A 12,221-nucleotide genomic window follows, 5' to 3' on the forward strand; every position below is an offset into this window, starting at 1 on the left:
TGGCGATTGTGTGGGGCGGGGCCGTCCTGTGCCGCGATCCGCTTCACCGGCGGTTCCGGACCACGGTCGATCGGGTGCACGCGGCTCACGGTGCCGTCGAACTCGCCGCGCTGCCAGGCACTCAACGGGATCAGCTTGATCTGCTGCTGGATACCGCTCACCCGGGGCGCGTCCTCCGATCCGTTGATCTGGATGCGGCCCACGATCGTCGACGTCGTCGCGGGCATGTCCAATCGGGTGGTGCGCGCGGGCATCGTTCCAGACCACTGCGGTCCGGTGATGACATAGGTGTAGGGCGGCCCTTCGCCGTCGGCGGAGGTGCGTGGATCTTCGCTGCTCAGATCGTGCACGGTGTTGCCCCACCCGTCGAGCACCTGAATCAGCCAGTACCGGCCGGGTTCCATCCCCGGTATCTGCAGCACCAGCGGCTCGTCGCCGAGGTTGAGCCAGGCCCGCGAATAGACCATTTCGCGGCTGAGCCGGGCGACGCCGCGATCGAGCGGATCGGACAGCCCGCTGTGATCGATGGTGTTCGTCGGCCCGCTCGCCGCCCGGACCATGTCCAGCATGATCATCGGATAGCCGAAGACGTAGGCGTCGATGGCGAGCGCGAGAACATCCGGCGGCCCGGTGGTCCGCCTTGGCTCCAGCGCCGGCTTGTCACCCCCGCAACCGGGCAGCGCCGCGGCCACCACACCCGCCGCACCGAGCCCGAGCAGCCCACGCCTGCTCAGTCCACCGTATTCACCCGCGAGACCATCCATCCACTCTCCGTTCGAGCGCATCTGACGGCCACCATAAACCGCCCCCACCCCACCCCACCTCACACGCAGAGGGTGAAATCCGCAGGTCAGCCGAGTAGGACTCGGCGCATGAGGTAGGCGACTCGGGCGCGGCAGGCGATGGGGTTGCCCGCGAAGGCCTGGCCTAGGTCGATGACCATGGCGAAGGCAGCGTGGACCAGGAAACGGGACTCGGCGGCGGAGAGCTGGGGGCGTTCCTCGCGGACCAGGCGAGCCCATTCCTGGACGCTCAGGCGCTGGATATTGCGCAGGACCGCGCGTTCCTCGGCGGGGACGTGCCCGAATTCGGCGTAGTAGACGACGGCGAGTGCGCGTTCGTCGAAGGTGTCGGTGACGAACTGGCCGATCAGGACATCGAGGGCCGTGCCGCTGTCGGTGGTGTTCGCGACGGCGGGGCCGATCGCGCCGGAGACGCGGTCCGCCGCGCGGCGGAAGGCGGCGGCGAGGATGTCACTCTTGCCACGGTAGAAGCGGTAGACCGCCGAGGCGGCCGACAGGCCGGCGGCCGAGGCGATGTCTTCGACGCTGACGTTCGGGTAGCCGCGTTCGTGAAACAGTTCGACCGCTTTACGCAGCAGCAGTTCGTGTTTGAACGAATCCGGGATCTCGACCTGGGTCGGCTGCTCCGAAATCGTTGCCGCGGGCGGCAATCCGCTCTCAGCCATTGCGAGGCAGGCCTCGCCGAGCAGCCGGTTCAGCGTGCGGGCGGGTAGGGCGGCGTGATGGTCGGCGATGCTGGTGATCACGCCGAACATCGCGGTGGACAGCATCCGCAGATCCGGTGCGGTCAGCTCGGGGCGCAGCACGGCCAGCTGCTCGTCGAGGGCGACCTGCACGCAGGCGCGCTGCTCGTCGAGCACCAGCCGGTCGGCAGGTTCCAGATAGCGGCCTTCCCAGCGCACCAGCGTGACCGTCGCCCGGTTCTCCATCGTCGCGCCGACGAGCCCGGTCAGCATGTGCCGCAACCGTTCCGCCGCGGTCGGTGTCGCGTCAACGGATGCGGCGATCGAGGCGGTGAAGGCCTGCCCGACGCGCAGCAGCTCCTCCCGGAACAGCGCGTACTTGCTCGGGTAGTGCCGGTACAGCGCGGCCGAGCTGATGCCCAACCCGGCCGCGATGTCCTCCATGCTCACCCCGTGATACCCGGCGGCGCCGAATGCCACCGCCGAGCTGGCCGCGATCTGCGCACGCCGATTCTTCGGCCGCCGCCGCACACCATCCTTCGCCCCGCCGACTACCGATCCACGCGCTCCACGAGACTCGCCGACATTCATACGCGAAGTGTATTGCAGCGTGTCCGAGGGCCTTGCGGGTGATCAGGCACCGCCCTTCGCGGGCGTCCGTAGCGAGCTCTCAGAGTTTCTGGGGCAGGGTGATTTGCGCGTACCAGTCCAGCAGTGCCGGGTCGTCGACGGCGCTGCGTTCGACTACGCGGGCGGGGTCGGCGCCCTGGAAGAGTTTCTTGATCGGGACTTCCAGTTTCTTGCCGGTTCTGGTGTGGGGGATGCCGGGGGCCTCGCGGATCTCGTCGGGGACGTGGCGGGGGGAGACCTCGGTGCGGATCGCGGTGGCGAGGCGGATTTTCAGGTCGTCGGTGAGTTCGGCGCCGGGGGCGAGGACGACGAACAGGGGCATCCAGTAGCCGCCGTCGGGTTGTTCGGCGCCGATCACCAAGGCCTCGGCGATCTCCGGGAACTGTTCGACGACCTGGTAGATGTCGGCGCTGCCCATCCGGATGCCGTGCCGGTTGAGGGTGGAGTCTGAGCGGCCGTGCACGACGACGCTGCCGCGCTCGGTCAGGGTGATCCAGTCGCCGTGCCGCCACACGCCGGGGTAGGTGTCGAAATAGGCGTCGTGGTAACGCTTTCCGTCCTCGTCGCGCCAGAAGCTGACCGGCATCGACGGCATCGGCTCGGTCACCACCAGCTCGCCGACCTCGCCGCGCACCGGTGCGCCCTGCTCGTCGAAGGCGTCGAGGGCGACACCGAGATACGGCGCCGACAGCTCGCCGGGCCAGACCGGCACGGTGGGCACGCCGCCGATGAAGGCCGACACCACGTCGGTGCCGCCGCTGATCGAGTTCACCTGCACGTGCTCGCCCGCGTTCTCGTTCAGCCACAGCGCACTCGACACCGGCAGCGCCGAGCCGGTGATACCGACGGTGCGCAGGGCAGACAGATCATGATCGGCGCGCGGCACCGAGCCCGCCTTGATGCAGCCGAGGACATAGCCGGGACTGGTACCGAGGACGGTGGCGCGCACCTGAGCGGCGAGGCGCCACAGCGCGTCCGGCGCGCCCGCGGCCGGGCTGCCGTCGTAGGTGACGATCGTCGCGCCCGCCAGCAGCCCGGCCACCTGGAAGTTCCACATCATCCAGCTGGGGCTGGTGTACCAGAAGAAGACATCATCGGGCCCGATATCGGACTGCAGCGCAACGGCTTTCAGATGTTCGAGCAGCACACCGCCGTGCCCGTGCACGATGCCCTTGGGCAGGCCGGTGGTGCCGGAGGAGAACACGATCCACAGCGGATGATCGAAATCGACCGCGGCGGTTTCGATGACGCCGAGACCGACCTCGGCGACGGCGTCGGACCATGCCACGCTGTCCGGCACGTCGAGGCCGAGCTGCGACACCGCGACGGTGGCGCGCAAGCTGGGCAGACCGTCCTGCAGTGCGGCGATGTCGGCGCGCTTGTCGTGCTGCTTACCGCCGAACCGGTAGCCGTCGGCGGTCACCAGCACGGTCGGCTCGAGCTGGCCGAGCCGGTCCAGGGCCGCCTTGGCCGAGTAGTCCTGCCCGCACGCGCTCCACACCGCGCCGATGCTCGCGGTGGCGAGGAAGGCGACGATGGTCTCCGGGATATTCGGCAGGTAGCCGATCACCCGGTCGCCCGCTTCGACGCCCTGCTCACGCAGCGTTCGCGCGAAAACGGTGACCTGCTCGATCAATTCGGACCAGGCGATCTCCCGCGGCTCGGCGTCCTCGTGCAGTGCGATGATCGCGGGGCGGCCGAACTGGGCCATCCGGATGATCTGGTCGACATAGTTCAGCCGGGTGCCGGGGAACCACTGCGCGCCGGGCATCTCCCGCGAGCCGAGCACCGCACCGGCGGTCTCACCGAGTTCGAAGTAGTCCCACAGTGCCTGCCAGAACCCGGCGATATCGTCGACCGACCACTGCCACAGTGCCTGGTAGTCGGGGTAGGTCTCGCCGGTCCTGGCGCCGACGAAGGCAGCGAAGTCGGTGATCCGTGCCGACGCGATGTCCTGGGCGTTCGGCTCCCATTGCGGTTGCACCGGATGTCCTCCTCTGGATTGCACGTAACCGGGGTCCCCGGCGAATGGTTACCCGGCGCGCCGGGATGTACTCAGCGGGCCCGGCGGACGATCTGCTCGGCGTGCCGCAGCACCGGAGCGTCGACCATGCGGCCTTCGAACGCGAAGACGCCACGATGGTTGGGCACCTCGGCGAGAACGCGACGCGCCCAATCGATCTCCTCCGGATCGGGCGCGTATCCCTCGCGGATCACCGCCACCTGACTCGGGTGAATGGCCACCTTGGCATCGAAGCCGACAGCGACCGCATCGAGCGTCTCGACCGCCAGCCCTTCCAGATCCTTGATGTTCAGGAACACCGAATCCAGCGCGAACCGGCCGAAGGCCTTGGCTGCCAGCAGACTCGCCGAACGCACGTGCCGCGCGACATCGCGGTAGCTGCCGTCGGCATGCCTGCTGGAATTGCCGCCCAGACCGGCGACCAGATCCTCGGCACCCCACATCACGCCGATCGCGTTCTCGGCCGCGACCGACTCGGCCACCCGCACCGCACCCAGCGGCGACTCGACCAGCACAATCACCTCATAGCCCGCGAGGCTCCGAACCTGTTCGGCCGATTCGCATTTGGGCAGCATGACGCGCCGGTAGGCGGTCTGCGCGAGGGCGGCCAGGTCGGCCGCGTACTCGTCGGTGTCGGCGGCGTTGACGCGAATCACGGTGTGCTGCGGGTCGAGTGGGGTCTCGATCAGGGCCTTCCTGGCTGCGGCCTTGTCACCCGCGGCGACACCGTCCTCGAGATCGAGGATCACCACATCGGCCACCGCGGCGGCCTTGGCGAAGCGCTCGGGACGGTCGGCCGGGCAGAACAGCCAGGCCGGTCCGCTCGGCTCCCAGGCGCTCACGCTGTCTCCCGTCATCGTCATGCTGTGTCCTTTCGGCGGGCCGGGGCGCCCGGGGATGGTGCGGCACGGCAGTTCCTCCGGGCGCTGCCCGCTCATGCCGCGGGCGCCTTCCTGACCAGGGTCTGCCGGACCGCCTTGGCCACGATCACGCCGTCCTGATTGCGCGCGGTGTGGGTGAGGCTCACGATGCCCTCACCCGGACGGCTCTTGGACTCCCGCTTGTCGGTGACCAGCGTTTCGGCGTACATCGTGTCGCCGTGGAACAGCGGCGCGGGTAGCGACATCTCGGAGAAACCGAGATTGGCCACCAGGGTGCCCTGGGTGAGCTGGGCGACCGACAGGCCGACCAGCGTGGACAGCGTGAACATCGAGTTCACCAGCCGCTGGTTGAACGGCGGCTGCGCGTCGGCGAAGGCCGCGTCCAGGTGCAGCGCCTGGGTGTTCATGGTCAGCGTGGTGAACAGGACATTGTCGGCCTCGGTGATGGTGCGACCGGGCCGGTGCTCGTAGATTGTCCCGATCTCGAACTCCTCGAACCACAACCCCCGCTGAACGACCCGTCGCGTCACAGACCCAGCTCCCGTGCGATCAGCATCAGCTGCACCTCCGTCGTGCCCTCACCGATTTCCAGGATCTTGCTGTCACGGTAGTGCCTGGACACGGGGTACTCGTTCATGAATCCGTTGCCGCCGAAGATCTGCGTGGCGTCGCGCGCGTTGTCCATCGCGGCCTCGCTGGCGACCATCTTGGCGATCGAGGCGGCCTTCTTGAACGGCTTGCCCGCCAGCATCAGCGCCGCCGCGTCGTAGTAGGCGGTGCGCGCGACGTGGGCTCGCGCCTCCATCCGGGCGATCTTGAACGCGATGGCCTGGTTGCGGCCGATGGCCTGCCCGAACGCCTGGCGCTCGCCGGCGTAGCGCACGCTCTCGTCGACGCAGCCCTGCGCGGCGCCCACCGCGAGCGCGGCGATGGCGATGCGGCCCTCGTCGAGGATGCGCAGGAAGTTGGCGTAGCCGCGACCGCGCTCGCCGAGCAGGTTCTCCTTCGGCACCCGCACATCGGTGAAGCTCAGCGGGTGGGTGTCGGAGGCGTTCCAGCCGACCTTGTTGTAGGCCGGTTCGGCGACGAAACCGGGGGTGGAGGTCGGCACCAAGATGGTGGAGATCTCCTTCTTGCCGCCGGTCTGCCCGGTGACCGCGGTGACCGTGACCAGGCGGGTGATGTCGGTGCCGGAGTTGGTGATGAACTGCTTGGCGCCGTTGATCACCCAGCTCTCGCCGTCTTCCACCGCGGTGGTGCGGGTGCCGCCCGCGTCGCTGCCCGCGTCGGGTTCGGTGAGGCCGAAACCGGCCAGCGCCCGCCCGCTGGTGAGCTGGGGCAGCCATTCGGTCTTCTGCTTGTCGTCGCCGAAGCGGTAGATCGGCATCGCGCCCAGCGAGACGCCCGCCTCGAGGGTGATGGCCACGCTCTGGTCGACCTTGCCGAGTTCCTCGAGTGCCAGGCACAGGGCGAAGTAGTCGCCGCCCATGCCGCCGAACTCCTCGGGGAACGGCAGGCCGAACAGGCCCATATCGGCCATGCCGGCGACGACTTCGTACGGGAAGCTGTGCTCGGCATCGTGTTTCGCCGAGACCGGCGCGACGACCTGCTGGGCGAAGTCGCGCACGGTGAGGGCGAGCTGGCGGTATTCGTCCGGCAGCGATCCGGTGGACAGGTAGTCGGTCATGCGTTGGTTCCTTCCGCGACAGCGGTTTCGGTGGGATGGGCGATGACGCGGACCAGCACCTGGTCCAGCTTCACCTGGGTGCCCGGCTGCGCCAGGAGTTCGACGGTGCCCGCGACGGGCGCGGTGAGCGCGTGCTCCATCTTCATGGCCTCGATGACGATCACCGGGTCGCCGACCTCGACGGTCGCGCCGTCGGCGACCGGCGCGGCGATCACCGAACCCGGCATAGGACTGCGGATTTCGGCGTCGCCGATGTGCGCCGCGTCGCCACGCACGCTCTTCTCGGCGACCTCGCGCAGCACGGCGATGCTGCCGTCGCCGCTCACCCACAGCTGACCGTCGGCCTCGGCGACGCGATGCACGCGCCGGAGTCCGCCCACGGTGAGGGTGAGACGGCCGTCGAGCAGCGCGGCCGCGAGTGAGCGGGTGTCGGACTCGTCGGTGTGCGCGCCCGGCCGCGCGGTGTCATCGGTTTCCAGCCGGACGTTCGCGGATTCCGGTGTGCCCGTGATGAAGACGTGGCGGACCTGATCGCCCCCCGCCAGCCGGATCGCGGTCGGCGCCGGTGTGCCGAGCCGCCAGCCCGACGGCACGGACCACGGGTCACCGCCGCCCGTGCTCGGCCACCGGCGCAGCCAGTGATACGCCGCGGCGGCGATGAATTCGTCGTCGGTGACGGCGGCGGGCCGGAAGTCGGACACCCGGCGGTCGAGCAGGGCGGTGTCGAGGCGGCCTGCCTGGACATCGTCGTCGGCGAGCAGGAAACGCAGGAACTCGACATTGCTCGTGAGACCGAGCAGCACGGTCTGTTCGAGCGCGCGGTCCAGTGCGGCGAGCGCGTCGGCGCGCGTGGTGCCGTGGGCGATCACCTTCGACAGCATCGGGTCGTAGTCGCTACCGACCACCGTTCCCTCGGACAGGCCCGAATCCACCCGCACGCCAGGGCCGTTCGGCTCGGCGAGAGCGAGCACCGTGCCACCGGTGGGCAGGAAGCCGCGACCCGGGTCCTCGGCGTAGACGCGTGCTTCGATCGCATGCCCGACGAGGTGGTTATCTTCCTGCGTCCGCGCCAGTTTCTGACCGGCGGCGACACGCACCTGGCATTCCACCAGGTCGACGCCGGTGACCATCTCGGTCACCGGATGCTCCACCTGCAGCCGGGTGTTCATCTCCATGAAGAAGAACTCGTCGGGCCGGTCGGCGGAGACGATGAACTCCACCGTGCCCGCGCCGACATAGTCGACGCTGCGCGCGGTATTGCAGGCGGCGGTGCCGATGCGGGCTCTGGTGGCGGCGTCGAGCAGCGGCGAGGGCGCTTCCTCGATCACCTTCTGATGCCTGCGCTGCAAGCTGCATTCGCGTTCGCCCAGGTGCACGACATTGCCGAACTTGTCGGCCAGGACCTGCACCTCGATGTGGCGTGGCCGGGTGACGAACCGCTCCAGGAACAGGGTGTCGTCACCGAAGGACGCGCCCGCCTCCCGTCGCGCGCTGACCAGCGCGGCGGGCAGGTCCTCGGCCCGATCGACCCGGCGCATGCCCTTGCCGCCACCACCGGCCGACGGCTTCACCAGCACCGGATAGCCGACTTCGGCGGCGGCGATGATCAATTGCTCGTCGGTGAGACCGGGTTCGGCGATGCCGGGAACCACCGGAACGCCGAACGCGGTGACGGTCTTCTTGGCGGTGATCTTGTCGCCCATCACCTCGATCGCCTTGGCGGGCGGTCCGAGGAAGACGATATCGGCGTCGGCCAGCGCGGCCGCGAACGCCGAATTCTCCGACAGGAAGCCATAACCGGGGTGCACGGCCTGGGCGCCGGAGCGCAGGGCGGCATCGACGACCTTCTCGATCGACAGGTAGCTCTCGCGCGCGGGCGCGGGCCCGAGCCGCACCGCCACATCGGCCTCACGCACATGGCGGGCGTCGGCATCGGCGTCGCTGTACACCGCGACCGAGCGAATACCCATGGCGCGCAAGGTCTTGATGACGCGCACCGCGATCTCGCCGCGATTGGCGACCAGGACGGTGTCGAATTCGACGGGCAGGGATTTGTTCAGCATGTCTCTCACATCCGGAAGACGCCGTAGGAAACGGGCTCGAGCGGCGCTTGCGCGCACACCGAGAGGGCAAGTCCGAGCGCGGTTCTGGTGTCGGTGGGCGCGATGACGCCGTCGTCCCAGATCCGCGCGGTCGCGTAGTAGGGGTTGCCTTGGGTCTCGTACTGCTCCCGGATCGGCGCCTTGAAGGCCTCCTGATCCTCTTCCGACCACGGCTTGCCCGCGCTGTCGAGCTGGTCGCCGCGCACGGTCGACAGCACCGAGGCGGCCTGTTCGCCGCCCATCACCGAGATCCGCGCGTTCGGCCACATCCACAGGAAGCGCGGCGAATACGCGCGCCCGCACATGGAGTAGTTGCCCGCGCCGTAGGAGCCGCCGATCACCACGGTCAGCTTCGGCACCCGCGCGCACGCCACCGCGGTGACCATCTTCGCGCCGTGCTTGGCGATGCCGCCCGCCTCGTAGTCGCGCCCGACCATGAAGCCGGTGATGTTCTGCAGGAACAGCAGCGGGATCTTGCGCTTGTCGCACAGTTCGATGAAATGCGCGCCCTTCATGGCGGATTCGGCGAACAGCACGCCGTTGTTGGCGACGATGCCGACCGGGTGGCCGTGGATGCGGGCGAAGCCGGTGACCAGGGTCTTGCCGTATTCGGCCTTGAACTCGTGGAATCCGGCCTCGCCGTCGACGATCCGGTCGATCACCTCGCGCACGTCGTACGGCGTGCGCGGGTCGACCGGGACCACGTCGTAGAGCTCGTCCTCCGGCTTGGCGGGCGGGGTGCTGGGCAGCACCTCCCACGGCGCCTCGGGGCGCGGGCCCAGGGTGGCGACGATATCGCGGACGATGCGCAGCGCGTCGCGGTCGTCGGAGGCCAGGTGGTCGGTGACGCCGGAGGTCCGCGAGTGCAGCAGGCCGCCGCCGAGCTCCTCGGCCGTGACCACCTCACCGGTCGCGGCCTTCACCAGCGGCGGGCCGCCGAGGAAGATGGTGCCCTGATCGCGCACGATAACGGCCTCGTCGGCCATGGCGGGCACGTAGGCGCCACCGGCGGTGCACGAACCCATCACCGCCGCGATCTGGGCGATGCCCTTGGCGCTCATGTTCGCCTGGTTGTAGAAGATGCGGCCGAAGTGCTCGCGGTCGGGGAACACCTCGTCCTGGTGCGGCAGGAAGGCGCCGCCGGAGTCCACCAGATACACGCACGGCAGGTTGTTCTGCGCGGCCACCTCCTGCGCGCGCAGGTGCTTCTTCACCGAGATCGGGTAGTACGTGCCGCCCTTGACGGTCGCGTCGTTGGCCAGGACCAGGCACTCGCGGCCCGCGATGCGGCCGATGCCCGCGATCACGCCGGCGCCGGGGCACTCGTCGCCGTACATGCCGTTACCCGCCAGCGGGGACAGTTCGAGGAACGGGCTGCCTGGGTCGAGCAGCTGGTCGACCCGCTCCCGGGGGAGCAGCTTGCCCCTGGCCGCGTGCCGCTCACGGGACTTCTGCGGACCGCCGAGCGCGGTCGTGGCCAGTCGCTGCCGCAGCTCGTCGACCAGCTCGCGGTGCGCGTCCCGGTTGCTCGTCGCGGCGGCGGTGCCGTTGTCGAGGTCGTGCGTAACCGTCATCACGTCATCCTGCCATCCGGTTAATCGCCAATAACTGAAATTCAGGTTAATCTTGACTAACCAAGTTGTCCAGACCCGGTGGAAGGGAGTCGAGGTTGGCCACACTCGAGCCCGCCCCGGTGACCCGGCGCGAACTGATGAAAGCCCAGCGTCGGGAGCAGTTGCTCGACGCGGGCGCCCGGCTGATCGCCGATCGCGGATTCTTCGGCGTCCGCCTCGACGACCTCGGCGCGGCGGTCGGCATCAGCGGTCCGGCCGTCTACCGGCACTTCGCGAACAAAGAGGCCCTGCTCGTCGAACTCCTCGTCGGCGTCAGTGAGCGGCTGCTCGCCGGCGGTCAGGCTGTCGTCGCGGCGGCGTCCTCCCCGGACGAGGCGCTGGAAGGCCTGGTCGATTTCCACCTCGACTTCGCCTTCGACGACCCCGAGCTCATCCGCATCCAGGACCGCGACCTCGACAACGTCCCCGCCGCCGACCGCCGCACCTTGCGCCGCACCCAGCGCCAGTACGTCGAGGTGTGGGTGCAGGTACTACGTGAAGTGCACCCCGGCCTGGCCGAGGACACCGCCCGCGTCCAGGCCCACGCGGCTTTCGGCCTGATCAACTCCACCCCGCACAGCGCGACCCCGGCCAGTGCCACCAAGGCCCGCCCTGTCCTGCGCCAGATGGCATTGGCGGCCTTGGCGCAGGCGCCGTCGCGGATGGCTCGTGCCCGCAAACGTAAACAGCCCGCATCGGATCCCGTCCGTATCAGCGGCACTGTCACCGACCTCGTAGACGACCAGCGTCGCTGATCGGCGCAGCTGTTTGTGCGGTCAGGCCGGACCTGCCGTATCGGGGCCGAACTTCGTGACGCGGCTCCCGGTCAGCAGTGATGACGGTGATCCGCTCGTGTCCGGCATCGGCGCCACGACAGCAATAATCTCGTCGTCACCGGAATGTTCCGTCAGCACCACCGTCATCCCGACGGCGCGGCGCAGATCAGCACACACCCCCACGAAAAATCGAGGTCTACCCGGCCACCACTGCGTCGCGTTTGGTACATTCGTTGTGGCGCAACATGAATGGGGGACAGTATATGGCTGGAGTCGTACCGGAGACTGGTGTCCTTGATGTCAACTCGGTCAACGTGCAGGAGTTTGGCCGCTTCGTATTTGGCATCGCGAACGATCTCAAGTCGGGGTCTTCAACTGTCGACCGTGAGGTCACCGGGCTTATGGCTACTTGGCGAGGCAGTGCTGCCGACTCGTATGCGACTGATTGGAACGAGCTCTGCTCTGGGGCGGCCCAGGTTTGGGAAGCTCTATTCGCCCTAGCTGAGAAATTGGGAATTACTGCCGCGAGTTTTCAGGAAGTAGATCTGTCGAACTCTTCCGGGTTGCGCTCCTTGAACATTCCCGAGCTATCAATGGATTGACAGTATGGCCGCAAATGAAGGTTTCGATGTGGACTTGGACCACCTTGATGAAGTAACCATCCGAATAAGGGGATATAAGGAGTTCGTCGCTCAAAATATTGAGGCCCTAGAGCAAAGAGCTGCGCAGCTTGCTAGCGACTGGAGCGGTGCGACAGCGAGTGCGTACGCGATTGCGCACCGTACGTGTTTAGCGGGAGTTGCTGAAGTGCGTGAACAACTTGCCGATGTTGAAGCGAATGCACGGGCGGCCCATTTCAATTATACGGAAGCCGCTGCGACGAACTCGAAAATGTTGGGTAGTTAAGAGTCTGCTTCTATGGCGATAGTGTACTGAGTCGGGAGTATCTTCGTGAAGATTGAATGGAATATCTATTACGACTCAGCGACTACGTGTTTCGATCTGGCGGACTCTGTGCAGTGG

Annotated in this window: 10 protein-coding genes and 1 pseudogene; 3 read left to right on the top strand and 8 right to left on the bottom strand. The window is 67.9% G+C overall.

The genetic code is table 11. The features are described 5' to 3' along the window. The 8 genes from ACFWPJ_RS12545 to ACFWPJ_RS12580 form a co-directional block, all read right to left on the bottom strand. Positions 1-785 (bottom strand): DUF1254 domain-containing protein (locus ACFWPJ_RS12545; RefSeq protein WP_378850195.1); only part of this gene is annotated, 785 nt, incomplete at its 3' end. 65 nt (positions 786-850) lie between these two features. Further along, positions 851-2,017 carry a TetR/AcrR family transcriptional regulator gene (locus ACFWPJ_RS12550; protein WP_378850198.1) on the bottom strand — a complete coding sequence of 389 codons (1,167 nt, stop codon included), beginning with the start codon at positions 2,015-2,017 and terminating at the stop codon, positions 851-853. A 139-nt stretch (positions 2,018-2,156) separates the two neighbouring features. Continuing rightward, complete coding sequence (locus ACFWPJ_RS12555) at positions 2,157-4,100, bottom strand: acetoacetate--CoA ligase (RefSeq protein ID WP_378850201.1); 1,944 nt, start codon at positions 4,098-4,100, stop codon at positions 2,157-2,159. 71 nt (positions 4,101-4,171) lie between these two features. Then, on the bottom strand, positions 4,172-5,002 hold the full coding sequence (locus ACFWPJ_RS12560; RefSeq protein WP_378850204.1) for an HpcH/HpaI aldolase/citrate lyase family protein: 831 nt from the start codon (positions 5,000-5,002) through the stop codon (positions 4,172-4,174). 71 nt (positions 5,003-5,073) lie between these two features. Continuing rightward, on the bottom strand, positions 5,074-5,550 hold the full coding sequence (locus tag ACFWPJ_RS12565) for a MaoC family dehydratase (protein ID WP_378850207.1): 477 nt from the start codon (positions 5,548-5,550) through the stop codon (positions 5,074-5,076). After that, positions 5,547-6,707, bottom strand: coding sequence for an acyl-CoA dehydrogenase family protein (locus ACFWPJ_RS12570; protein ID WP_357342683.1), 1,161 nt, complete (start codon positions 6,705-6,707; stop codon positions 5,547-5,549). The genes ACFWPJ_RS12565 and ACFWPJ_RS12570 overlap by 4 nt, the downstream gene beginning before the upstream one ends. Beyond that, a complete protein-coding gene (locus ACFWPJ_RS12575) occupies positions 6,704-8,770 on the bottom strand; it encodes an acetyl/propionyl/methylcrotonyl-CoA carboxylase subunit alpha (protein ID WP_378850211.1) in 2,067 nt (688 codons plus the stop codon). Before ACFWPJ_RS12575 ends, ACFWPJ_RS12570 begins: the two co-directional genes overlap by 4 nt. A 5-nt stretch (positions 8,771-8,775) precedes the next feature. Then, entirely contained in the window at positions 8,776-10,383 is a 1,608-nt protein-coding gene (locus ACFWPJ_RS12580; protein WP_378850214.1) for a carboxyl transferase domain-containing protein, read from the bottom strand. Between the two features lie 137 nt (positions 10,384-10,520). Between ACFWPJ_RS12580 and ACFWPJ_RS12585 the strand changes: the two are divergent. The 3 genes and pseudogenes from ACFWPJ_RS12585 to ACFWPJ_RS12595 all read left to right on the top strand — a co-directional run. Further along, a pseudogene (locus ACFWPJ_RS12585) lies at positions 10,521-11,066 on the top strand (TetR/AcrR family transcriptional regulator); the annotation flags it as partial. 395 nt (positions 11,067-11,461) lie between these two features. Beyond that, a complete protein-coding gene (locus ACFWPJ_RS12590; protein ID WP_378850216.1) occupies positions 11,462-11,800 on the top strand; it encodes a WXG100 family type VII secretion target in 339 nt (112 codons plus the stop codon). Between the two features lie 4 nt (positions 11,801-11,804). Next, entirely contained in the window at positions 11,805-12,104 is a 300-nt protein-coding gene (locus ACFWPJ_RS12595) for a WXG100 family type VII secretion target (protein ID WP_378850218.1), read from the top strand. The last annotated feature ends 117 nt before the right edge of the window (positions 12,105-12,221 follow it).

Source organism: Nocardia sp. NPDC058497, assembly GCF_042720195.1.
GTDB lineage: Bacteria > Actinomycetota > Actinomycetes > Mycobacteriales > Mycobacteriaceae > Nocardia.

Excerpts from the sequence above, each read along its gene's own strand:
- ACFWPJ_RS12570 (WP_357342683.1), bottom strand. The coding sequence starts at position 6,707 with ATGACCGACTACCTGTCCACCGGATCGCTGCCGGACGAATACCGCCAG.
- ACFWPJ_RS12580 (WP_378850214.1), bottom strand. The coding sequence starts at position 10,383 with ATGACGGTTACGCACGACCTCGACAACGGCACCGCCGCCGCGACGAGC.
- ACFWPJ_RS12575 (WP_378850211.1), bottom strand. The coding sequence starts at position 8,770 with ATGCTGAACAAATCCCTGCCCGTCGAATTCGACACCGTCCTGGTCGCC.
- ACFWPJ_RS12560 (WP_378850204.1), bottom strand. The coding sequence starts at position 5,002 with ATGACGATGACGGGAGACAGCGTGAGCGCCTGGGAGCCGAGCGGACCG.
- ACFWPJ_RS12590 (WP_378850216.1), top strand. The coding sequence starts at position 11,462 with ATGGCTGGAGTCGTACCGGAGACTGGTGTCCTTGATGTCAACTCGGTC.
- ACFWPJ_RS12595 (WP_378850218.1), top strand. The coding sequence starts at position 11,805 with ATGGCCGCAAATGAAGGTTTCGATGTGGACTTGGACCACCTTGATGAA.